We start from the raw sequence: 23,301 nt of genomic DNA on the forward strand, positions 1-23,301 counted from the left end.
GCTCGGGGCCGGCGGGGCCGGGAGCAGCGGCTTGAGGAAGTCCGGCACGGGCACACCCGGCAGGCCGGGGATGGTCGGTGTCGGTGCGGCGGGGGCGGCCATCGCCGCGGTCGGGACCGCCACGAGGGCGATCACGACGCCCATGAGCACGGTGAGCACGCGGCGCACGGTGTGGGCACGGCGAGTGGACTTGGGAGTCAGCACGAGTTCGAGACCTGTCCTTCGATCGGATGCGGGTGTACGGCGCGAGACCCCACGCGCCCACTCATGGTGACACGGACCGAGGACAGCGCCCAACCCAGACCGTGTCTGATTCGTTACAGGAGTGTTGTCATGCGACTCGTGAGGCACACGTGACAGCTCGTGCGGGAGGAACTCCTGGGAGACGCGTGTCACACGAGATGGTCAGCGATCGCCTCGTCGGGGATTTCGGATCGGCCACGCCCACGCGGTACAGTCGCTTCCGCACGCGACGCCGGTGGCGATCCCACCCGGCGTGGTGTGCTCGCGGGTGTAGCTCAATGGTAGAGCCCTAGTCTTCCAAACTAGCTACGCGGGTTCGATTCCCGTCACCCGCTCACCGGACGTCACAGGCGCCGATCGCACTGCGGTCGGCGCCTGTGTCATGTCGGTCGCCCCACCGCCTCGCGAGGCGATTCCCGAGGTCGCACCGCGGCAACGTAGTATTTGCGCTCGGTGTCTGCGAGGACTGCGAGCCTTCTTCTCCGCTGTGGCACCGGCGAGTCCGGGATGTGGCGCAGCTTGGTAGCGCATCCGCTTTGGGAGCGGAGGGTCGCAGGTTCGAATCCTGTCATCCCGACGACAGATGGATCCCCGGGCGAGAACCCCCGACGCGTCTGCGTCCGGACCAGACCCCTGGCCCGGAGACCCCAGACCCGTACCACCGTCATCACACAAGGAGTCAAGTTCGTGAAGAGCACTGTCGAGCAGCTGAGCCCGACGCGCGTGAAACTCAATGTCGAGGTCCCGTTCGAGGAGCTCGAGAAGGATTTCGCCCGCGCCTACAAGTCGTTGGCCCAGCAGATCCGCATCCCCGGCTTCCGGCCGGGCAAGGCCCCCGCCAAGCTCATCGAGGCACGGGTCGGCCGCGATTCGGTGCTCGCGCAGGTCGTCAACGACGCGCTCCCGGGCAAGTACTCCGAGGCCATCGCCGAGACCGAGACCAACCCGATCGGTCAGCCCGACATCGACCTCTCCGAGCTCGAGTACGGCAAGTCGATCACCTTCACCGCCGAGGTCGACGTCCGTCCCGACATCGCCCTGCCCGACTTCGCGTCGCTGTCGGTCGAGGTCGAGCCCGTCGAGGTCGACGACGCCGCGGTCACCGAGCAGTTCGACGCGCTGCGCGCCCGCTTCGGCACCCTCACCGGTGTCGACCGGCCTGCGAAGGACGGCGACTTCGTCTCGATCGATCTCGCCGCCACCGTCGACGGTGCCGAGGTCGAGGAGGCCTCCACCACCGGCCTGTCCCACGAGGTCGGTTCGGGTCAGCTCATCGACGGTCTCGACGAGGCGCTGGTCGGTATGAGCACCGGTGAGGACAAGGTCTTCACGACCACGCTCGTCGCCGGCGAGCACAGCGGCTCCGAGGCCGAGGTGACCGTCACCGTCAACTCGGTCAAGGAGCGCGAGCTGCCCGAGGCCGACGACGAGTTCGCCCAGATGGCCAGCGAGTTCGACACCATCGACGAGCTGCGCGCGGACCTCACCGAGCGCGTCGGCCAGTCGAAGAAGATGGAGCAGGCGAGCGCGATCCGCGACGCGGTGCTCGAGAAGCTGCTCGACTCCGTCGAGGTGCCCCTGCCGCAGGGTGTCGTCGACGCCGAGGCCGAGAGCCAGATGCACCAGGTCGTCCACGCCTTCGATCACGACGACGACAAGGTCGCCGAGTTCCTCGCCCAGCAGGGGACCACCCGCGAGGAGTGGGAGACCGAGGCGCGCGAGGGTGCCGAGAAGTCGGTCCGGTCGCAGCTGCTGCTCGACGCGATCGCCGACGCCCGCGAGACCGTCGTCGGGCAGGACGAGCTGACCCAGCAGATCATGTTCCAGGCACAGCGCTACGGCATGGCGCCCCAGGACTTCATCGCCCAGCTGCAGCAGGCCGGACAGGTGGGCGCGATCTACGCCGACGTCCGTCGTAGCAAGGCGCTCGCGGGCGTCATCGGTCTGGTGTCGGTCACCGACACCACCGGCGCGACCGTCGACACCGCCGAGTTCTTCGGTGGCGGCGAGGACGCCGACCCCGAGGGCGACACCCCCGGGATCGAGGGCGCCGGGACCGAGCAGGCCGAGGCCTCGGCGAAAGAGCCCGAGACCAGCTAGGACCACCGACGACAGCGGCCACCGATGTGTTCCGCTGTCAGCGAATAGGGGCGGCTCCGACGACTCGGGGCCGCCCCTGTTCGTTAGTGTCGACGAAGAGCACTCCCGCACAACGATCTCGTGCACGGCGCCTCGTGCGCCGACCGCCGAGATCTCTCCCGACCTCTTTCGAAAGTAGGAATCGTGACCGAGTCGAAGATCCACACGCCTGCGATGAGCTCGGGTGTCACCGCGAGCTCGGGCATGTCCGGCCTGAACCTGAGCGACTCGGTCTTCGAGCGCCTGCTGCGCGAGCGGATCATCTTCCTGGGCACCCAGGTCGACGACGACATCGCCAACCGGCTGTGCGCCCAGATCCTCCTGCTCGCCGCCGAGGACAGCACCAAGGACATCAACCTCTACATCAACTCGCCCGGCGGGTCGGTCACCGCGGGCATGGCGATCTTCGACACCATGCAGCTCGCTCAGTGCGATGTCGCGACCTACGCGATGGGCATGGCCGCCTCGATGGGCCAGTTCCTCCTCGCCGCCGGTGCGAAGGGCAAGCGTCACGCCCTGCCGCACGCGCGGATCATGATGCACCAGCCGTCGGCGGGCATCGGTGGTACCGCGGCCGACATCGCCATCCAGGCCGAGCAGTTCGCGCTGACCAAGAAAGAGATGAACCGCCTCAACGCCGAGTTCACCGGACAGCCGCTCGAGAAGATCGAGGCCGACGCCGACCGTGACAAGTGGTTCACCGCAGAGGCGGCCAAGGAGTACGGATTCGTCGACCACGTGATCTCTCGGGCCTGACCGACCCCGACCCGACTCCACCCACGCCCCGCGCGCATCGCCGCCCAGAGAACCTCGGAGAAACCATGAGCAACGTGTTCGGATCCACCCCCAGTCCCGCAGGCGTGGCCGCCGCCGGACTCCAGAGTCGCTACATCCTGCCCTCGTTCATCGAGCACACCCCCAACGGCATGCGGGAGTACAACCCGTACGCCAAGTTGTTCGAGGAGCGCATCGTCTTCCTCGGCACCCCGATCGACGAGACCGTGTCGAACGACATCATGGCGCAGCTGCTGGTGCTCGAGTCCCAGGATCCCGACCGGGACATCACCATGTACATCAACTCGCCCGGCGGCAGCGTGCCCGCGATGCTGGCGATCTACGACACCATGCAGTACGTCCACTGCGACATCGTGACGGTCTGCCTCGGCGAGGCCGCCTCGGCCGCGGCGGTCCTGCTCGCCGCGGGTACCCCCGGCAAGCGCGCCGCACTGCCCAACGCCACGGTGCTCATCCACCAGCCGCGCACCGGCGGTTCCTACCAGGGCCAGGTGTCCGACCTCGAGATCCAGGCCGCCGAGATCGAGCGCATCCGCCGCCTCCTCGACGAGATCCTGTCCGGTCACACCAGCCAGGACCCCGACAAGATCCGCCGCGACACCGACCGCGACAACATCCTCACCGCGGCGCAGGCCAAGGAATACGGGATCATCGACGAGGTCTTCGAGTACCGCAAGAAGTCCGCACGCCGTAGCTGACGGTGCACAGCTCTCGGGCGACACGCCGGGTGCGCAGCGGTTGCGCCCGGCGTGGTCACCGAGGGGTGATCCTGTACGCCTGGGACCACTGAGAACTCGTGTTCCCCACCCGTGTCGGCCCCCTGCCGACGCGGTCATGACAAAAGTGTTTATCGGTCGAAGTTCGGTCGGCCCGCGGGTACGGTCGTTCATACTGACGCCAGGTCGGTTCGCCCGACGCGATGCCCATCGCGCCGGTGCACAAGGAAGAGGTACAGCACACGATGGCGCGAATCGGAGACGGTGGCGATCTGCTGAAGTGCTCGTTCTGCGGAAAGAGCCAGAAGCAGGTCAAGAAGCTCATCGCGGGCCCCGGCGTGTACATCTGCGACGAGTGCATCGACCTGTGCAACGAGATCATCGAGGAGGAGCTCGCCGAGTCGAGCGACGTCAAGCTCGACGAGCTGCCCAAGCCCTCGGAGATCCGCGACTTCCTCGAGAACTACGTCATCGGCCAGGACACCGCGAAGCGCACCCTGGCGGTGGCCGTCTACAACCACTACAAGCGCATCCAGGCCGGCGACCGCAAGGACTCGCGTGGCGGCGAGGCCGTCGAGCTGGGGAAGTCGAACATCCTCATGCTCGGCCCCACCGGCTGCGGCAAGACCTACCTCGCGCAGACCCTGGCGAAGATGCTCAACGTGCCGTTCGCCATCGCCGACGCGACCGCGCTCACCGAGGCCGGCTACGTCGGTGAGGACGTCGAGAACATCCTGCTGAAGCTGATCCAGGCCGCCGACTACGACGTGAAGCGGGCCGAGACCGGCATCATCTACATCGACGAGGTCGACAAGATCGCCCGCAAGAGCGAGAACCCCTCCATCACCCGCGACGTCAGCGGCGAGGGCGTGCAGCAGGCCCTGCTGAAGATCCTCGAGGGCACCCAGGCCTCGGTTCCCCCGCAGGGCGGCCGCAAGCATCCGCACCAGGAATTCATCCAGATCGACACCACGAACGTGCTCTTCATCGTGGCCGGCGCGTTCGCGGGCCTCGAGCGCATCGTGTCCGATCGAATCGGCAAGCGCGGCATCGGTTTCGGCACCGAGGTCGCGAAGAAGAACGACGACGAGATGACCGACGCGTTCGCCGAGGTCATGCCCGAGGACCTCATCAAGTTCGGTCTCATCCCCGAATTCATCGGCCGTCTGCCGGTGGTGGCATCGGTGACCAACCTCGACAAGGAGTCGTTGGTCTCCATCCTCTCGACCCCCAAGAACGCGCTGGTGAAGCAGTACGTCCGCCTGTTCGACATGGACGGCGTCGAGCTCGAGTTCACCCCTGACGCCCTCGAGGCCGTGGCCGACCAGGCCATCCATCGGGGCACCGGCGCTCGCGGTCTGCGCGCCATCATGGAAGAGGTCCTGCTCCCGGTGATGTACGACATCCCCAGCCGCGACGACGTCGCCAAGGTGGTCGTCACCGGAGAGACGGTGCGCGACAACGTGTTGCCGACCATCGTCCCGCGCAAGCCGCGTCGCGACGAACGGCGTGACAAGACCGCGTAGTCTCGCGGCGTGACGCACGCCGAGAAATCAGACTTCGCCGATCTCGATCACTACATCGCCCTGCCCCGCGTGAGCGGCCTGGCGATGTCGCCCGACGGCCATCGGCTCGTCACCACCGTCGCCACCCTCGACGACGCCTCCACGAAGTACGTCTCCGCCCTGTGGGAGATCGACCCCGCCGGTGACGAAGCTGGCCACCGTCTCACCCAGGGCGCCGACAGTGCCACCGCGCCCACCTTCGACGGCTCCGGTGCCCTGTGGTTCCTCCGGAAGTCCACGCAGGGTCCCGATGCGGACCCGCAGGCCGCCCTCTGGCGCCTGCCGGCGGTCGGCGAGGCCGAGCGGGTCGCATTGCGCCCGGGCGGTGTCGCCTCGATCGCGAGTGCGACCGCGAGCGACCGGGTGCTCGTCCTGGCCGACGTGCTCTCGCGCACACCGGACACCGACGCCGACGTCCGCGAGCGCCGGCAGACGACGACCACCTCGGCGATCCTGCACGATCGCTACCCGGTACGTCATTGGGACGCCGACCTCGGGCCCGGGCGACCGCACCTGTTCGACGTAGCCCACGACGGCCGGCTCGATCCCGTCGTCACGCGACCGGGCGCGGCGCTACGTGATGCACATGTGGCGATCGCCCCCGACGGCGACGTCGCGGTCACCACCTGGCGGACCGGCGCACCCCAGGCGGCGACGCGAACCGCCCTGGTGCGCATCGATCTTCGCGCCGACACACCGACCGAGCCGGTGACGCTGCGTGCCGATCCCGACGCCGACTTCTTCGCTCCGACGATCTCGCCGGACGGTACGCGGGTCGCGTTCGTGTCGGAGTCGGTGACCACCCCCACCACCGCGCCGGTGGTGACGGTCGGCATCATCGACCTCGCCACGGGCGCGGTCACCGAGCCGGCCGCGAACTGGGATCGATGGCCCACCTCGGTGTCGTGGTCGGCGGACGGAACGGCCCTGATCGTCACCGCCGACGACGACGGCCGGGGGCAGGTGTTCGTGATCGACGCGACCGGGCGCGAGGACCGCGAACCCGTGCGCGCGGTGACATCCACCGACCACTGCTACAGCGATGTGTGCGTACACCCGGACGGCACGACGCTGTTCGCGCTGCGCAGCTCGCCCGCCGAGCCGTCGCACGTGGTGCGCATCGACATCGCCGACGGTGCGGTCACCCCGCTGCCCGGGCCCGCCGAACTCCCGGCACTGCCCGGCACCCTGGAGGAGCTGCGCACCCAGACCATCGACGGCACACCCCTGCGGGCGTGGCTCGCGCTGCCGCACGGTGCGAGCGAGCAGGCGCGGGTTCCGCTGCTGCTGTGGGTGCACGGCGGACCGCTGGCGTCGTGGAACGCGTGGTCCTGGCGGTGGAACCCGTGGATCGCCGTCGCGGCGGGCTACGCGGTGGTGCTGCCCGACCCTGCCCTCTCGACGGGATACGGGCAGAACTTCATCCAGCGCGGGTGGGGGAGTTGGGGCTTCGAGCCCTACACCGACCTCATGGCGGTGACCGACGCCGCCGAGGCCGACCCCCGCATCGCGTCCGAGCGAACGGCGCTCATGGGCGGATCGTTCGGCGGGTACATGGCGAACTGGATCGCCGGGCACACCGACCGGTTCCGGGCCGTGGTCACCCACGCGAGCCTCTGGGCGCTCGACCAGTTCGGGCCGACCACCGACGGCGCCGACTACTGGTCGCGCGAGATGTCGCCGGAGATGGCGGTCGAGAACTCGCCCCACCTCTACGTCGCCGACATCGTGACCCCGATGCTCGTCATCCACGGCGACAAGGACTATCGCGTCCCGGTCGGCGAATCGCTGCGGCTCTGGTACGAGCTGCTCTCCGAATCGGGACTCCCCGCCGCCGACGACGGGACGACCGTCCACCGGTTCCTGTACTTCCCCGACGAGAACCACTGGATCCTCAAGCCCCAGAACGCGATCATCTGGTATCGGGTGGTGCTGGCCTTCCTCGCCCAGCACGTGCGGGGCGAGACCGTCGACCTGCCCGACATCCTCGGTGACGTCGAGATCGCGCCCCACGACCCGATGTGATCGGGTCGTGGACGGTCGCTCAGGCCCCGATGATGCGCTGTGGGGCGGAGTAGACGTTCATCGACGCGCCCCGCAGGAAGCCGACGACGGTGAGATCGAGCTCGGCGCCGAGGTGGGCGGCGAGCGACGACGGCGCCGACACCGCCGCGATGATCGGGATCCCCGCCATCACCGACTTCTGCACGAGCTCGAACGACACCCGGCTCGACATCATCGCCACGGTGTGGCGCAACGGGATCCGTCCTTCCCGCAAAGCCCACCCGACGGCCTTGTCGAGAGCGTTGTGGCGCCCGACGTCCTCGCGGACCACCAGCAGCGTCCCGTCGGTGTCGAAGAGTGCGGCGGCGTGCGTACCGCCGGTCGCGGTGAAGGTGGCCTGCGCCGACCGCAGCCGGTCGGGTAGCGCACCGAGCGCCTCGACGCCGATCGACGAGTCGTCGGTGGAGAGGTCGAACCGTGAGGTGGCGCGGATGTCGTCGATGGCCGACGATCCGCACACCCCGCACGCCGAGTTCGACACGAACGCCCGTGGTCTCGGCGCGATCGACACCCCGTCGGCCGGGGTCACGTCGATCACGTTGTAGGTGTTCGCACCGGCGTCGTCCACGCCGTCGCAGTAGCGAATGGTGGCGATGTCGTCGACCGATCCGATCAGCCCCTCCGACAACAGGAATCCGTGCACGAGGTCGATGTCGGCGCCGGGTGTGCGCATCGTGACCGTCAACGACCGACCGCCGACGCGGATCTCGAGGGGCTCCTCGACGGCCAGCGTGTCCGGTCGGGTGGCGTCGAGTTCCCCGCGGATCCGACGGACCGGTACCCGGGTGGTGACGCGACCCATCAGGCGGCGATCAGACGCACCGTGATCCCCTTCGACACCGGCGTGTTCGACTTCACGGCCACGTGATCGAGGGGGACAAGGGGGTTCGTCTCGGGGTAGTAGGCGGCGGCGTTGCCACGCGGGGTCGAGTACGCGACCACGGTGAACCCGTCGATGCGGCGTTCCTCGACACCGCTGTCGGTCGCGAACTCCGAGACGATCGACACCGACTGCCCGTCGCGCAGACCGAGTTCGGTCAGATCGTCGCCGTTGACGAGCACCACGCGACGGTTGCCCTTGATCCCCCGGTAGCGGTCGTCGTGACCGTAGATCGTGGTGTTGTACTGGTCGTGGCTGCGCATCGTCTGCAGGATCAGTCGTCCGGCAGGGGTGGGGAGCCACTGCAGCGGGTTCACCGTCAGCACGGCTTTGCCGCTGTCGGTGGGGAACTCGCGGTCGTCACGCGGCGGGTGGGGCAGCAGGAACCCGTCGGGCTGGCGGACCCGGGTGTTGAAGTCGGTGAACCCCGGCACCACGTTCGCGACGTGGTCACGGATCACGTCGTAGTCGTCGGCCATCGCCGACCAGTCGACGGGATGGCCGCTACCGAGCACCTTCTCGGCGAGCTGGCAGATGATGGCCACCTCGCTGCGGAGCTCCTCGCTCGCCGGTCGCAGCGATCCGCGCGACAGATGCACCGATCCCATCGAGTCCTCGACGGTGACCTTCTGCTTGTGGCCGGCCCGCATGTCGCGGTCGGTGCGGCCCAGCGTCGGCAGGATGAGCGCGGTCGATCCGGTGGCGAGATGCGAGGCGTTGAGCTTGGTGCTCACCTGCACGGTCAGTCGACACCGCCCCAGGGCCGCGCGGGTGACCTCGGTGTCGGGTGTGGCCGAGACGAAGTTGCCGCCCATCGACATGAACATCGACACCTTGCCGTCACGCATGGCGCGGATGGAATCGACGACGTCCCAGCCGTGGTCGCGCGGGCTGGTGATTCCGAACTCGGCATCGACCGCGGCGAGGAAGGCCTCGTCCATCTGCTCCCAGATCCCCATGGTCCGGTCGCCCTGCACGTTCGAGTGTCCGCGCACCGGGCAGACACCGGCGCCGGGCTTGCCGATCATGCCGCGCAGCAGGAGCGTGTTGGTGACCTCCTCGATGGTGGCGACGGCGTGCGCGTGTTGGGTCAACCCCATCGCCCAGCAGACGATGATGCGCTCCGACGACGCCCACCGGTCGGCGAACTCCTCGATCTGCCGCAGCGACAGCCCGGTCGCCGCGACGATCTCGTCCATGTCGGTGTCGGCGAGCGTGGCGACGTAGTCGTCGACGCCCTCGCAGTAGGTGTCGAGGAACTCGGTGTCGAACACCGTTCCCGGAGCGGCCTTCTCGGCACGGTGGAGCAGTGTCGCGAGACCGCGGAACAGCGCCATGTCGCCGCCGAGCCGGATCTGGAGGAACTCGTCGGCCATGGTGGTGCCGGAACCGACGACACCGTTGACGCGCTGAGGGTCCTTGAACCGCATCAACCCGGCCTCGGGCAGTGGGTTGACCGCGACGATCGTCGCGCCCTTGCGCTTGGCCGCATCGAGGATCGAGAGCATCCGGGGATGGTTGGTGCCCGGGTTCTGTCCGGCGATCACGATGAGGTCGGCGTTCTCGACGTCGAGCACCGACACCGATCCCTTGCCGATGCCGATGGTGGTCGACAGGGCATGGCCCGACGACTCGTGGCACATGTTGGAGCAGTCGGGCAGGTTGTTGGTGCCGAGGCTGCGGGCGAGCAGCTGGTAGGTGAACGCGGCCTCGTTGCTGGTGCGACCCGACGTGTAGAACACCGACTCGTCGGGGGAGGACTGGGCGGCGAGTTCGTCGGCGATGAGGGCGTAGGCGTCGTCCCAGTCGATCGGGCGGTAGTGGGTGTCGCCTTCGCGCAACACCATCGGATGGGTCAACCGGCCCTGCTGCGAGAGCCAGTACTCGGTCCGGTCGCGCAGCGCCTCGACGCTGTGCGCAGCGAAGAACTCCGGGGTCACGGTACGACGGGTCGCCTCCTCGGCCACCGCCTTCGCGCCGTTCTCGCAGAACTCGGCGTGCTTGCGTCCGCCCGGCTTCTCCGGCCACGCGCATCCCGGGCAGTCGAACCCGTCGCGTTGGTTGAGCTCGAGCAGTGTGCGCGCGGTGCGCAGCGGACCCATCTGGGTGAGGCCCCGCTGCATCGACACCGCCACCGCGGGCACCCCCGCGGCATAGGACTTGCGGTGTCCGACCCGTGTGGTCGTCGGCTCGTCGACGTCGGTCTCGGTCGCCTGTACTGCGCCGGTGGGATCGGATTCGATGGAAGTCATTCCTCCATAGTGGCCCCGAGTACGGGGTGCGTCACGCGATACTGGGCCGATGATCGATGTGGCGGGTGTGGTGTTGGCCGGTGGAGCGTCGCGACGGATGGGCTCGGACAAGGCCGGTCTCGACTGGGAGGGCCAGCCGATGCTCGCCCGGATCGTCGCCGAGGTGGGCACCCGGTGCTCGCCGGTGTCGGTCGTCGCCGCGGCGTCGTCGCCCGCGTACAAGACGCTCAAGGGCTCCGGCGGTCCCGAGGCGCACTGGGTCACCGACGAGCAGGCCGGCGCCGGACCTCTCGGTGCCCTGGCCGCCGGACTGGCCGACGCCGCCGCCGCGGGATGTGAGATCGCCTTCGTGTGCGCCACGGACATGCCTCTCATCGAGGTGGCGATCGTCGACGAGCTGCTCCTGGGCCTGCGCGAGGGCGACGACGCGGCGATCGCCGTCGACTCCCAGCGGGTCCATCCCTTCGCCGGCGTGTATCGGACGGCATGCGCCGGACGCATCCGCGACCTGGCCGCGACCGGTGAACGACGCATGCTCGCCGCGCTCGACGCCATCGCCGCCAACCGCGTCGCGGTCAGCGATGTCGCCTGGCTCACCAACGTCAACGCGCCCGAGGACCTGCACCGGCTGCGCCACGCGGGGAGCGGGATCACCGCCGACACGGCAGGCGTGAGCATCCCGTAGGTGGGGCGTCACTAGAATCGAGGGGTGACCGAACTCCCAGACGCGCCCACCCCTGCCGAGAGGCTGCCCAAGTCCTGGGAACCCGCCGCCCACGAGTCGTCGATCTATCAGCGATGGATCGACGACGGCCTCTTCACGGCCGACCCGGCGAGCGGCAAGCCGACCTTCTCGATCGTCATCCCCCCGCCGAACGTCAACGGGTCCCTGCACATGGGCCACGCCTTCGAACACGTCCTGATGGACGCTCTCACCCGACGCCGTCGGATGCAGGGTTTCGAGGTGCTGTGGCTGCCCGGCATGGACCACGCCGCGATCGCCATGCAGGCCATGGTCGAGAAGCGGTTGGCCGCCGAGGGCACCACCCGTTCCGACCTCGGGCGGGAGGCGTTCATCGACCGCGTGTGGCTGGCCAAGGACGAGATCAGCGGGGACATCGGCGCGCAGATGCGCCGTCTCGGCGACGGCGTCGACTGGTCGCGTGAGCGTTTCACGATGGACGAGGGCCTCTCGCGCGCCGTGCACACCGTGTTCAAGCGGATGTTCGACGACGGACTCATCTATCGCGCCGAGCGACTGGTCAACTGGTCGCCGGTGCTGCAGACCGCCATCAGCGACATCGAGGTGTCCTACGACGACGTCGAGGGCGAGCTCGTGAGCTTCCGCTACGGCTCGATGGACGACACGCAACCCCACCTGGTGGTGGCCACGACGCGACTGGAGACCATGCTCGGCGACACCGCGATCGCGGAGCACCCCGACGACGAGCGCTACGCACACCTCGTCGGCACCGAGCTGCCGCACCCGTTCCTCGATCGCTCGATCCCGGTGGTCGCCGACGACTACGTCGACCCCGAGTTCGGCACCGGCGCGGTGAAGATCACCCCCGCCCACGACCCCAACGACTTCGCGCTCGGGCAACGCCACGGGTTGCCCATGCCGACGATCATGGACACCTCCGGTCACATCGCCGACACCGGAACACGATTCGACGGTCTCGACCGGTTCGACGCGCGCGTCGCCGTGCGTGAGGCGCTGGCCGCCGAGGGCAGGATCGTCAAGGAGGTCCGCCCCTACCTGCACAGCGTCGGGCACTCCGAGCGCAGCGGCGAACCGATCGAGCCGCGGCTGAGCATGCAGTGGTGGGTGCGGGTGGAGACCCTGGCGAAGGCCGCCGGCGACGCCGTGCGCAGCGGCGCCACACAGATCCATCCGGCGTCGATGGAGCCGCGCTGGTTCGGGTGGGTCGACGACATGCACGACTGGTGCATCTCGCGGCAACTGTGGTGGGGCCACCGCATCCCGATCTTCTACGGGCCCGACGGTGAGGTCGTGTGCACCGCGCCCGGCGAGGAGCCGCCGGCGGGATACGTCCAGGACCCCGACGTGCTCGACACGTGGTTCTCCTCGGGTCTCTGGCCGTTCTCGACGCTGGGTTGGCCGGACGACACCGCCGACCTGCGCGCGTTCTACCCCACCAGCGTGCTGGTCACCGGCTACGACATCCTGTTCTTCTGGGTCGCCCGGATGATGATGTTCGGCACCTACGTCGGTGCGACCCTCGATCAGGACGCGCCGGTCCCGTTCCGACATCTGTTCCTGCACGGGCTCGTTCGCGACGAACACGGCAAGAAGATGTCGAAGTCGAAGGGCAACGGCATCGACCCGCTCGACTGGGTCGACCGTTTCGGGGCCGACGCGATGCGATTCACCCTGGCCCGCGGAGCCACGCCCGGCGGTGACCTGTCGGTGGGCGAGCGGCACGCCGAGGCGTCGCGCAACTTCACCACGAAGCTGTTCAACGCGACCCGTTTCGCCCTGATGAACGGCGCCACCCTGGGCACCCTGCCCGACCGCGCGACGCTCACCGACGCCGACCGCTGGATCCTCGACCGCCTCGACGAGGTGCTCGCCGACGCGGATTCGGGCTTCGAGTCCTACGAGTTCGCCCGCGCGTGTGAATCGCTGTATCACTTTGCGCGCGACGAGTTCTGCGACTGGTACGTCGAGCTGTCGAAGGTGCAGGTGTACGCCGACGCCGACGGTCACGTCGACGACGATCGTGTGCGGACGACCGGCCTCGTGCTCGGCACCGTGCTCGACTCGATCCTGAAGATGCTGCACCCGGTGATGCCGTTCGTCACCGAGACCCTGTGGACGACCCTCACCGGTGAACCGACGGTGGTCACCGCGCCGTGGCCCACCGCCGGCGGGGCCACCCGGGACGCCGACGCGGCGACCCGCGTCGCCGACCTGCAGCACCTGATCACCGAGATCCGTCGCTTCCGCGGCGATCAGGGCATCCCCGACAACAAGCGGGTCCCTACCCGTCTCGACGGCATCGACGCGGCGGGTATCGGGCACCTGCGGCCCTACGCCGACTCCCTGGCCAGGCTCACCGTGCCGGGCCCGGAGTTCACCGCCACCGCGACCCTCGAGGTGCGGTTGTCGACCATGACCGTGACCGTCGATCTCGACACCTCCGAGGCGATCGACGTCGAGGCCGAGAAGCGCCGACTGGCAAAAGATCTCGCGGCCGCCGAGAAGGAGCTGACGCAGACCGCGGCGAAGCTGTCGAACGAGCAGTTCCTCGCCAAGGCGCCCGATCCGGTGGTGGAGAAGATCCGGCTGCGTCAGCGGATCGCCACCGAAGAGGTCGAGCGGATCGGCGCCAAGCTCGCGTCGCTCGGTGGCGCGTGAGCACGACCGACGCCGGCGGGTCGAGCCCGACGGGGTCCGCCGACGAGACCCCGACGCCGGAGGACCTCGCCGAGTTCGCCGACGTCGAGACCGAACTCGACGGGCGGTGGCCGGAGACGAAGATCGAGCCGTCGCTCACCCGGATGACCGCGCTGATGGACCTCTTGGGGTCACCGCAGCGCGGATACGCCTCGATCCACATCGCCGGGACCAACGGCAAGACGTCGGTGACCCGCATGATCGACGCCCTGCTGACCGCCCTGCACCGTCGCACCGGCCGTATCACCAGTCCGCACCTGCAGCTCGCGACCGAGCGCATCTCGGTGGACGGACAACCGATCTCGCCGCGCCGGTACATCGACGCGTATCGCGAACTCGAACCGTTCATCACCATGGTCGACGACTCGTCGGAGGCACAGGGCGGCCCGCGGATGAGCAAGTTCGAGGTGCTCACGGCGATGGCGTACGCCGTGTTCGCCGAGGCGCCCGTCGACGTCGCGGTCGTCGAGACCGGCATGGGCGGGACCTGGGACGCCACCAACGTCATCGAGCCGTCGGTCGCGGTCATCACGCCCATCGCCATGGATCACGCCGACTACCTCGGTGACACGATCGCGGCGATCGCGGGGGAGAAGGCGGGGATCATCAAGGCCGCCGCCGACGACCTCGTGCCCGTCGACCCGGTCACCGTGATCGCCGTGCAGGATCCCGAGGCCGAGAAGGTGCTGCTGGCCCGGACGGTGGAGACCGAGACCCTCGTCGCGCGTGAGGGATCGGAGTTCCGTGTGCTCGAACGCCGCACCGCCGTCGGTGGGCAACTGCTCGAACTGCAGGGCCTCGGCGGGGTGTACTCGGAGATCTTCCTGCCCGTCCACGGTGGGCACCAGGCCTCGAACGCGGCGATCGCGCTGGCGGCCGTCGAGGCGTTCTTCGGCGCCGGGGCCGACCGTCAACTCGACATCGACGCCGTGCGAGCCGGTTTCGCCGCGGTGACGACGCCGGGGCGGCTCGAGCGGGTGCGGTCGGCGCCGTCGGTGTTCCTCGACGCCGCCCACAACCCGCACGGCGCTGCGGCCCTGGCCCGCAGTCTCACCGAGGAGTTCGACTTCCGTCGGCTCGTCGCCGTCGTCGGCGTGATGGCCGACAAGGACGCCGTCGGCCTCCTCACCGCCCTCGAACCGGTGGTCGACTCGATCATCACCACCCACAGCGGGTCGCCGCGATCGATGGAGGCCGAGGTGCTCGCCGATCTCGCGCTGCCGATCTTCGGCGAGGATCGCGTGGCGGTCCACCCGTTCCTGCCCGATGCGGTGGAGGCGGCGATCGCCGCGGCCGAGGACGTCGGCGAGGACCTCGACCACCTGTCCGGCGCGGGCGTGGTGATCACCGGTTCGGTGGTGACCGCGGGTGCGGCCCGCACCCTCTTCGGAAAGGATCCCGCGTGAGCGAGACCCGCTTCACCCCGCCGGTCAACGATCCGTGGCGCGGACTGCGCGGAGTGATGGCGGGGACCCTCGTGCTGGAGGGGATCGTGGTCGTCCTCGCGCTGCCGATCGTGGCGAAGGTCGGCGGGGGACTGACCGTCGCCTCGACCACCTACCTCGTGGTGCTGACCGTCGCCATGTTCCTCGGCGCCGGCCTGCAGGGACGGTCGTGGGCGCTCACCTTCGATCTCGCGCTGCAGGTGCTGCTGATCGCCGGCGTGGTGTTCCACTGGTCGATCTGCGCCGTCGGCATCGTCTTCGGGTTGGTGTGGGTCTACATCGCCTACATCAAGCGCGACGTCGAGAAACGCGTGGCGAGGGGACAGTTGCCCGGTCAGGAGCCCATCGTCGACGACGGTCCCGGCGGCGTGTCCGATTCGTGACCTGTTGATCGGCGTCGTCGCCGAGACGTGGCTCGGGACGACTGACACCATGCCCGTGTGAGGTGGCGCCGAACCAGGCCGACACCGACAGATCCCCCTTTCACCGATCTCACCGACAGTCCCCGACGAAAGGCCCGCCACGTCATGCCCCGTCCCCGCATCCTGTTCCCGGCCGTCACCGCCGGTGTGTTCGCCGGCCTGTGTCTGACGGTGGTCGCACCCGCCGGCGCCGACGTGCCCCCGGCCGGTACGTCCCAGGCGCCGGGCGCGTCGACGCAGGTGGTCGTGCCGCCCGGCCCGCCGGTCCCGGTCTCGCCGTCGGAGTTCGGATACGTCGCCACCCATGCCCTGACCGTCCGTGCCGCCTCGATCGACCTCGCCGGTTTCGTGGCCTCGATCCCCGTGCCCGAGCAGTACCGTGCGGCGAACCTCGCGCTCGCCGACCGCTTCCAGGCGACCGTCGCCGAGGCCCTCACCTCCCGGGGCGGCTGTGTGCAGGTCGTCGTGAACCCCCGGGCGACCGACGGCAATCTCTTCAACTACGGCTTCTTCCCGGTGGCGGGCGAGTTCTGCGACTGAGCACCTCGCTACGCTGTCGAGCGTGACTGAACGGACACTGGTCCTGATCAAGCCCGACGGCGTAGCCCGGGCAGTGGTCGGCGAGATCATCAGCAGAATCGAACGCAAGGGCCTGTCGCTGGTCGCCTTGCAGCTCACCACCGTCAGCGACGAGGTGGCGCGGGGCCACTACGCAGAACATGCGGAGAAGCCCTTCTTCCCGTCGCTGCTCGAGTTCATCACCTCGGGGCCCCTCGTGGCCGCGGTGGTGGAGGGTCCTCGTGCCATCGCGGCCTTCCGGCAGCTCGCCGGTGGCACCGATCCGGTGGAGAAGGCCGTTCCCGGCACGATCCGTGGCGACTTCGCCCTCGAGACCCAGAACAACCTGGTGCACGGATCGGATTCGCCCGAGTCCGCCGAACGCGAGATCGCCCTCTGGTTCCCCGGCCTGTCCTGATCTGACCGACCGTCCCCTCGGCCCGCCGCCCTGCGAGCACCGCCACGCAGACCCGGCGGGCCGACTCATGTCCCGGGTCGGTGCGGCGCCTCTCGAACGGTGTGTCCGCTGGTCGCGATGGCTCGGTTGCGCGATCCGCTGCGGGGCCGCGGCGTGCTGGTGTGGGATACTCGTGGAGTTGTCCTCGACACAGTTCGGTGACGACACGATGACCAGCCGATTCCTCGGTCCCCGCTACAGGCGTTGATCACAACAACGCGACGGCGTCGATCACAACGACGCATCGCGGTGTGGACCGTACGGACACCGGGATGGCCATCACCGCCAAGGCGTGGCAGCGACACGGCACAACCGACGTCCTGCGACGCGAGACCATAGAGAATTCGGACCGTCCGCGGTCCGATACACAGAGCACACCCTCGCGAGGCCGCGTCACGACGATGCGCCCGGGGGTTAGGAGAGCACGTGGCCGACAATGGCGCGCCCGAGGATCAGAGCAGTGAATCGACCTCGGCGCAGGAGTTCCCGCACAAGATGAGAGTGCACGCACTGGCCAGGATCCTCGGGATCACCAGCCGCGAGGTGCTCGCCTTCCTCGCCGAACTCGGCGTCGCGGCACGCAGCCCGCAGTCCAGCATCGACCGCAGCGCGGCGGTGCAGGTGCGCGACCGGGCGGCAGCGCCCGACGCCGAATCCGTCGCCGAGTCGACGGACGGCGACACGCCGACCGTCGACGCCCCCGCTACCGAGAAGGCCGCGCCCTCGGCCTTCGAGCAGACCCCCTCGCTGTTCTCCGCAGCCGCGACCGCGGAGCCGGCAGCGCCGTCCGCCGACGCCCCGGCGACCGAGCCCACGTCCGAGGCGGCGCAGACCCCGCTGTTCCTGCAGCCGCAGGCCCCGGAGCGTCCCGCTCGGGCGCGTCGCGCCGAGCGTCCGGCCGCCCAGGCCACCGACGATCCGTCCGAGAAGGTCGGCGCCGACACCTCACCGCGCGAGACCCCTGCAACCGAGGCCGTGACCTCCTCGACCGATGCCGAGGCCGATACCACCGCCGGCGACCCGAACGGATCCGACGACCGCTCCGACAACGACGGCGAGGGCGGTGCCAACCGTCGTCGGCGTCGTGGACGCCGCGGTCGCGGTCGCGGTCGCGGTGACCAGAGTGGCGACGAACAGAACAGTGACGATCAGTCCGGGGACGACGAGTCCAAGGATGATCAGAACACGGCCGACCGGAACAGGGCCGACCGGAACAGGGACGCCGAGAACGGCGACGCGACGAGCGGGTCCGACGACTCGACGTCCGGACGTACGGACGAGGGCGATGCGAACGGCGACGACACCGGCGATGCCGCCGACGACGACGCCACAGAGGCCACCGGACCCCGCGGATCGGGACGGTCGCGCAACGCCCGTCGATCGGGTGGCAAGAGTGCGGGTGGCGACACCACGAACGCTCCCGAGAACGAGAGCTCGGACAGCTCGCCGTCGAACTCGGACGACGACTCCGACAGCGACGGGGACGACTCCGACGACGACTCGGGGTCGGGCACCCGTCGTCGGCGCCGCCGTCGTCGTCGTAAGGGCGGAGCCGGCGACGGGGACAGCCCCGACGCGCCGACCGACGACGATCCGCCGAACACCGTCGTCCACGAGCGGGAGCCGCGCAACAAGTCACGCAGCCGCGACCGTGACGAGGTACAGGGCATCTCCGGGTCGACCCGACTCGAGGCGAAGCGTCAGCGTCGCCGCGACGGCCGCGACGCCGGTCGTCGGCGGCCGCCGATCCTCACCGAGAGCGAGTTCCTCGCCCGGCGCGAAGCGGTCGACCGCGTGATGGTGGTGCGCGAGCGTTCGGCCAACACCCGGCTCAACGACGACACCGGTGAGACCACCGCCGCCGAGGACTACACGCAAGTGGCGGTCCTCGAGGACGGCGTGCTCGTCGAACACTTCGTGACCACCTCGACCTCGTCGTCGATGGTCGGCAACATCTTCCTGGGCCGCGTCCAGAACGTGCTCCCCGGCATGGAGGCCGCGTTCGTCGACATCGGCCGCGGCCGCAACGGCGTGCTCTACGCGGGCGAGGTCAACTGGGACGCCGCCGGTCTCGACGGCGGCAGCCGCAAGATCGAGCAGGCGCTCAAGCCCGGCGACCCGGTCGTCGTGCAGGTCAGCAAGGACCCCGTGGGCCACAAGGGAGCGCGTCTGACCACGCAGATCTCCCTCGCCGGCCGCTACCTCGTGTACGTGCCCGGTGGTTCGTCGACCGGGATCAGCCGCAAGCTGCCCGACACCGAACGCAAGCGGCTGAAGTCGATCCTGTCGAAGCTCATCCCCTCGGATGCGGGTGTCATCATCCGCACCGCGTCGGAGGGTGTCAGCGCCGAGGAACTCGCCGCAGACATCGATCGCCTCAAGAACCAGTGGGCGCAGATCGAGAAGGTCACCGCCGAGGCCGGCGGGGGCAACGGGGGCAAGGGCGGAAAGAACGGCTCGAAGGGGTCGGCACCGCAGGCGCTCTACGAGGAGCCCGATCTCCTCGTCAAGGTCGTGCGCGACCTGTTCAACGAGGACTTCACGAGCCTCATCGTCGACGGCAACTCGGCCTGGGATCAGGTGCACGGGTACGTCGAGGCGGTGGCACCCGACCTCATGGAACGGCTCGAACGCTTCGAGAAGGCCCACGCCGACGCGCCGGACGCGTTCGTGGTGCACCGCATCGACGAGCAGCTCGCCAAGGCCCTCGAGCGCAAGGTGTGGCTGCCCTCGGGCGGCACGCTGATCATCGAGCACACCGAGGCCATGACCGTGGTCGACGTCAACACCGGCAAGTTCACCGGGTCGGGCGGCAACCTCGAGGAGACGGTCACCCGCAACAACCTCGAGGCCGCCGAGGAGATCGTGCGGCAGATGCGTCTGCGCGACATCGGCGGCATGATCATCGTCGACTTCATCGACATGGTGCTCGAGTCGAATCGCGACCTGGTGTTGCGTCGACTGACCGAGGCACTCTCCCGTGACCGCACCCGGCACCAGGTGTCCGAGGTGACGTCGCTGGGTCTGGTCCAGATGACCCGTAAGCGACTGGGAACCGGTCTGCTGGAGGCGTTCTCGTCGACCTGCACCTGCTGTAACGGTCGTGGCATCGTGGTGCACGCCGATCCGGTGGAGGTGCAGTCGGGGGACGAGGCGCCCCGTCAGGAGGGGTCGAAGCGGTCCCGTCGTGGCGGCAAGCGCAAGTCGGAGGCGTCGACCGAGTCGAAGCCCGCGCACAATCCCTCCGAACACCCGATGTTCCGGGCCATGGCCTCCCACGGCGACGAGCCCGCCGACGACTCGGGCCACGAGACCGCGGGCCACGAGAGTCCGGCAACGGACACCGCGGCCGACACGAGTGGCCCGGCCACCGAGGTCGAGGTGGTCGTCGAGACGGCGACCGACGCCGAGGTCGCCGTCGTGGAGGTGACCGGACCCGCGGAGGTCGACGCCTCCCCGGAGGTCGCCGACGACGTCGAGATCGCACCCGACGCCGCAGCACCGGAGACCGCAGCGCCCGAGACCGACGCACCCGAGACCGCGGCGCCCAAGCGGCGCCGTCGGGCTGCCCGTCGTCCCGCTGCGGCACCCACCGGCGGCGGCGAGGCCGTCGCCGGGACCGCGGAGACCCTGGCCGCGACGGTCACCACGACCACCCCGGTCACGACGATCACCGCCGCGACCTCGGAGGAACCGACCGTGGCGGTGCGAACCCGCCCGCGGCGACGAGCCGCCGGTCGCCCCGCGGGACCGCCGGTCGAGGAGTGACGCGGGGTGGGCGGGTCGCGGTTTGACCCGGCCGACGGCGCTCCCGTAACCTTGGACGGTCGCCTCAGGGCGAGCATGGTGACGCTGTGTCCGAAACCAGCGTGACGCCCCTGCGCGGAGAACGTTCCACGACAGACGGCGACCGAGCTCACCGAAGGCATCGTCGGATCCCACGCGGTGCGACCGTGACACCCGCACGACAGACAGACGCCAACAGCGCCCGCGCAACCGCGGGCGCCCGGACAACAGACAGTAAGAGGTAGTGCTTCGATGGCAACGTACGCGATCGTCAAGACCGGCGGTAAGCAGTACAAGGTCGCTGAAGGCGACCTCGTGAAGGTCGAGAAGATCGACGGCGCCGTCGGCGCGACGGTCTCGCTCCCGGTCACCCTCGTGGTGGACGGTTCGACGCTGACCACCGACGCCGCCGCGCTCGCCAAGGCCTCGGTGACCGGCGAGGTCGTCGAGCACGTCAAGGGCCCCAAGATCCGGATCCACAAGTTCAAGAACAAGACCGGCTACCACAAGCGCCAGGGGCATCGTCAGAAGCTGACGGTCCTCAAGGTCACCGGTATCAAGTAACGCGACGCGACTGCTAGAAGGGATCCACAGACATGGCACACAAGAAAGGCGCGTCCAGCTCGCGCAACGGTCGTGACTCCAATGCCCAGCGCCTCGGCGTGAAGCGTTTCGGCGGCCAGCAGGTCAGCGCAGGCGAGATCCTCGTCCGTCAGCGCGGCACCCACTTCCACCCCGGCGTGAACGTCGGCCGTGGCGGCGACGACACCCTGTTCGCCGTCTCGGCGGGTGCGGTGGAGTTCGGCGCCAAGCGTGGTCGCAAGACCATCAACATCGTCCCGGCCGCCGCGCAGGCCTGACGCGCGGCGTTCTGACCGGACAACGCTTCACGCTCCACGAGGGGCGGGCCAGGGTGATCGTGAACCCGGCCCGCCCCTCGTGGCGTTTGCATCCTTCTTCTCCACCCCCGCCGACCCGGCGGACCGAACACCCTGAGCACCGAGAAAGGCCCGCACATGTCGAGATTCGTCGATCGCGTGACCATCCACGCAACGGCGGGCAACGGCGGTCACGGCTGCTCGTCGGTGCATCGCGAGAAGTTCAAGCCCCTCGGTGGTCCCGACGGCGGTAACGGCGGAAACGGCGGCAACGTGACCCTCGTCGTCGATCCCCAGGTGCACACCCTTCTCGACTTCCACTTCCGCCCGCATGCGAAGGCGGGCAACGGGCGTCCCGGCGCCGGATCGAACCGGGACGGCGCCCACGGCGACGACCTCGTGTTGCCCGTCCCCGACGGCACCGTGGTCCTCGACGGTGACGGCACGATCCTCGCCGACCTCGTCGGTGCCGGCACCACCTTCGCCGCGGCCGCCGGTGGACGCGGAGGACTCGGCAACGCCGCCCTCGCCTCCCGTGCGCGCCGCGCACCCGGCTTCGCGCTGCTGGGCGAGGAGGGCGAGATCAACGAACTCGTCCTGGAACTGAAGTCGGTCGCCGACGTCGGGCTCGTCGGCTTCCCGTCGGCGGGCAAGTCGTCGTTGGTGTCGGTGCTCTCGGCCGCGAAGCCGAAGATCGCCGACTACCCGTTCACCACCCTCGCCCCCAACCTCGGTGTCGTCACCGCGGGCGCGGAGGTGTTCACCATCGCCGACGTCCCCGGACTCATTCCCGGCGCGTCGGCAGGCAAGGGCCTCGGCCTCGAGTTCCTCCGCCACCTCGAGCGGTGCGCCGTGCTGGCGCACGTCGTGGACTGCGCGACCCTCGAACCGGGTCGCGACCCGCTGTCGGACATCGACGCCCTCGAGGCCGAACTCGCCGCGTACACCCCCGCGCTGAGCTCCGATCACGGGCTGGAGGATCTCGCGACCCGCCCCCGCGCGGTGATCCTCAACAAGATCGACGTCCCCGACGCCGCCGACCTGGCCGACCTGGTCCGTCCCGAGCTGGAGGAGCGCGGTTGGCCGGTCTACGCGATCTCCGCGGTGAGCCGGACCGGACTGAACGAGTTGACCTATGCGCTCGCCGACCTCGTACGCCGGCACCGCACGGAGAACCCGCCGCCGGTGCCGCGTCGCGCGGTCGTGCGCCCGAAGGCTGTCGACGAGGCGGGCTTCAGCGTGATCGCCGACCCGAACCAGCCCGGTGGCTTCATCGTCCGCGGTACGCGCCCCGAACGATGGATCAAGCAGACCGCCTTCGACAACGACGAGGCCGTCGGCTACCTCGCCGACCGGTTGAACCGGCTCGGTGTCGAGGCCGAGTTGGTGAAGCGAGGCGCCCAACCGGGTGCCCCGGTCACCATCGGTGCCGTCACGTTCGACTGGGAGCCCCAGGTGCCCAGCGGTGAGGACGTCCCCATCCAGGGACGCGGCACCGACATCCGTCTCGACCGTCCCGACCGCATCGGCGCCGCCGACCGCAAGGTCGCACGCAAGGCCAGGCGTCATCACGCCGACGACATCGGCGCGGGGTGGGTGTCGATCGGGTCCGATGACACCGTCGACCCCGGCGCCGTCGCCCCCGCCACGACGTCGGAATCCGCGCAGAGCGACGACTGA

At 69.3% G+C, this 23,301-nt stretch carries 17 protein-coding genes, 2 tRNA genes and 1 pseudogene; 17 read left to right on the plus strand and 3 right to left on the minus strand.

Annotated elements, in window-relative coordinates; translation table 11 throughout:
• Window positions 1–204, minus strand: a pseudogene (locus TU34_RS08135) (L,D-transpeptidase); the annotation flags it as partial.
• 303 nt (window positions 205–507) lie between these two features.
• Here TU34_RS08135 and TU34_RS08140 point away from each other — a divergent pair.
• From TU34_RS08140 to TU34_RS08170, 7 genes are all read left to right on the plus strand, one after another.
• Window positions 508–578 (plus strand) — tRNA-Gly (locus TU34_RS08140).
• Window positions 579–746: 168 nt separating this feature from the next.
• Window positions 747–820 (plus strand) — tRNA-Pro (locus tag TU34_RS08145).
• Window positions 821–930: 110 nt separating this feature from the next.
• On the plus strand, window positions 931–2,343 hold the full coding sequence (tig, locus tag TU34_RS08150) for a trigger factor (protein WP_045822381.1): 1,413 nt from the start codon (window positions 931–933) through the stop codon (window positions 2,341–2,343).
• Window positions 2,344–2,526: 183 nt separating this feature from the next.
• Window positions 2,527–3,138 (plus strand): ATP-dependent Clp protease proteolytic subunit, encoded by a 612-nt coding sequence (locus tag TU34_RS08155; RefSeq protein ID WP_045822382.1) that lies wholly within the window; start codon window positions 2,527–2,529, stop codon window positions 3,136–3,138.
• 65 nt (window positions 3,139–3,203) lie between these two features.
• On the plus strand, window positions 3,204–3,875 hold the full coding sequence (locus TU34_RS08160; protein ID WP_045822383.1) for an ATP-dependent Clp protease proteolytic subunit: 672 nt from the start codon (window positions 3,204–3,206) through the stop codon (window positions 3,873–3,875).
• Window positions 3,876–4,138: 263 nt separating this feature from the next.
• Window positions 4,139–5,419: an ATP-dependent Clp protease ATP-binding subunit ClpX gene (gene clpX / locus TU34_RS08165; protein WP_045822443.1), complete on the plus strand. Its 1,281-nt coding sequence runs from the start codon at window positions 4,139–4,141 to the stop codon at window positions 5,417–5,419.
• 84 nt (window positions 5,420–5,503) lie between these two features.
• Window positions 5,504–7,483, plus strand: a complete 1,980-nt coding sequence (locus TU34_RS08170) for a S9 family peptidase (protein ID WP_082080037.1) — start codon at window positions 5,504–5,506, stop codon at window positions 7,481–7,483.
• A 19-nt stretch (window positions 7,484–7,502) separates the two neighbouring features.
• Here the strand turns inward: TU34_RS08170 and fdhD are convergent, their stop codons facing one another.
• Window positions 7,503–8,324 carry a formate dehydrogenase accessory sulfurtransferase FdhD gene (gene fdhD / locus TU34_RS08175; protein WP_045822385.1) on the minus strand — a complete coding sequence of 274 codons (822 nt, stop codon included), beginning with the start codon at window positions 8,322–8,324 and terminating at the stop codon, window positions 7,503–7,505.
• A complete protein-coding gene (locus tag TU34_RS08180; protein WP_045822386.1) occupies window positions 8,324–10,654 on the minus strand; it encodes an FdhF/YdeP family oxidoreductase in 2,331 nt (776 codons plus the stop codon). The genes fdhD and TU34_RS08180 overlap by 1 nt, the downstream gene beginning before the upstream one ends.
• Window positions 10,655–10,703: 49 nt before the next feature.
• On the opposite strand from TU34_RS08180, the gene mobA reads away from it, so the two are divergent.
• The 10 genes from mobA (at window position 10,704) to obgE (ending at window position 23,301) form a co-directional block, all read left to right on the plus strand.
• Complete coding sequence (gene mobA / locus TU34_RS08185) at window positions 10,704–11,339, plus strand: molybdenum cofactor guanylyltransferase (RefSeq protein ID WP_045822387.1); 636 nt, start codon at window positions 10,704–10,706, stop codon at window positions 11,337–11,339.
• A 24-nt stretch (window positions 11,340–11,363) separates the two neighbouring features.
• Window positions 11,364–14,036, plus strand: a complete 2,673-nt coding sequence (locus TU34_RS08190; protein WP_045822388.1) for a valine--tRNA ligase — start codon at window positions 11,364–11,366, stop codon at window positions 14,034–14,036.
• Window positions 14,033–15,481 (plus strand): bifunctional tetrahydrofolate synthase/dihydrofolate synthase, encoded by a 1,449-nt coding sequence (folC, locus tag TU34_RS08195; protein ID WP_045822389.1) that lies wholly within the window; start codon window positions 14,033–14,035, stop codon window positions 15,479–15,481. The genes TU34_RS08190 and folC overlap by 4 nt, the downstream gene beginning before the upstream one ends.
• A gap of 56 nt (window positions 15,482–15,537) precedes the next feature.
• Window positions 15,538–15,903 carry a DUF4233 domain-containing protein gene (locus tag TU34_RS08200; protein WP_045822444.1) on the plus strand — a complete coding sequence of 122 codons (366 nt, stop codon included), beginning with the start codon at window positions 15,538–15,540 and terminating at the stop codon, window positions 15,901–15,903.
• 144 nt (window positions 15,904–16,047) lie between these two features.
• Entirely contained in the window at window positions 16,048–16,482 is a 435-nt protein-coding gene (locus TU34_RS08205) for a hypothetical protein (protein ID WP_045822390.1), read from the plus strand.
• Between the two features lie 22 nt (window positions 16,483–16,504).
• Complete coding sequence (gene ndk, locus TU34_RS08210) at window positions 16,505–16,918, plus strand: nucleoside-diphosphate kinase (RefSeq protein WP_045822391.1); 414 nt, start codon at window positions 16,505–16,507, stop codon at window positions 16,916–16,918.
• A gap of 465 nt (window positions 16,919–17,383) precedes the next feature.
• Window positions 17,384–20,725 carry a translation initiation factor IF-2 N-terminal domain-containing protein gene (locus TU34_RS08215; RefSeq protein ID WP_045822392.1) on the plus strand — a complete coding sequence of 1,114 codons (3,342 nt, stop codon included), beginning with the start codon at window positions 17,384–17,386 and terminating at the stop codon, window positions 20,723–20,725.
• 270 nt (window positions 20,726–20,995) lie between these two features.
• Window positions 20,996–21,307, plus strand: coding sequence for a 50S ribosomal protein L21 (gene rplU / locus TU34_RS08220; protein WP_045822393.1), 312 nt, complete (start codon window positions 20,996–20,998; stop codon window positions 21,305–21,307).
• Between the two features lie 32 nt (window positions 21,308–21,339).
• On the plus strand, window positions 21,340–21,603 hold the full coding sequence (rpmA, locus tag TU34_RS08225) for a 50S ribosomal protein L27 (RefSeq protein WP_045822394.1): 264 nt from the start codon (window positions 21,340–21,342) through the stop codon (window positions 21,601–21,603).
• A gap of 156 nt (window positions 21,604–21,759) precedes the next feature.
• Window positions 21,760–23,301, plus strand: a complete 1,542-nt coding sequence (gene obgE, locus TU34_RS08230; RefSeq protein WP_082080029.1) for a GTPase ObgE — start codon at window positions 21,760–21,762, stop codon at window positions 23,299–23,301.

Origin of the sequence: Williamsia herbipolensis (assembly GCF_000964005.1) — a bacterium.
Classification (GTDB): domain Bacteria; phylum Actinomycetota; class Actinomycetes; order Mycobacteriales; family Mycobacteriaceae; genus Williamsia_A; species Williamsia_A herbipolensis.

Coding starts and splice junctions, on each gene's coding strand:
- TU34_RS08160 (WP_045822383.1), top strand. CDS start 3,204: ATGAGCAACGTGTTCGGATCCACCCCCAGTCCCGCAGGCGTGGCCGCC.
- clpX (WP_045822443.1), top strand. CDS start 4,139: ATGGCGCGAATCGGAGACGGTGGCGATCTGCTGAAGTGCTCGTTCTGC.
- TU34_RS08170 (WP_082080037.1), top strand. CDS start 5,504: ATGTCGCCCGACGGCCATCGGCTCGTCACCACCGTCGCCACCCTCGAC.
- fdhD (WP_045822385.1), bottom strand. CDS start 8,324: ATGGGTCGCGTCACCACCCGGGTACCGGTCCGTCGGATCCGCGGGGAA.
- TU34_RS08180 (WP_045822386.1), bottom strand. CDS start 10,654: ATGACTTCCATCGAATCCGATCCCACCGGCGCAGTACAGGCGACCGAG.
- mobA (WP_045822387.1), top strand. CDS start 10,704: ATGATCGATGTGGCGGGTGTGGTGTTGGCCGGTGGAGCGTCGCGACGG.
- TU34_RS08200 (WP_045822444.1), top strand. CDS start 15,538: ATGGCGGGGACCCTCGTGCTGGAGGGGATCGTGGTCGTCCTCGCGCTG.
- TU34_RS08205 (WP_045822390.1), top strand. CDS start 16,048: ATGCCCCGTCCCCGCATCCTGTTCCCGGCCGTCACCGCCGGTGTGTTC.
- rplU (WP_045822393.1), top strand. CDS start 20,996: ATGGCAACGTACGCGATCGTCAAGACCGGCGGTAAGCAGTACAAGGTC.
- rpmA (WP_045822394.1), top strand. CDS start 21,340: ATGGCACACAAGAAAGGCGCGTCCAGCTCGCGCAACGGTCGTGACTCC.
- obgE (WP_082080029.1), top strand. CDS start 21,760: ATGTCGAGATTCGTCGATCGCGTGACCATCCACGCAACGGCGGGCAAC.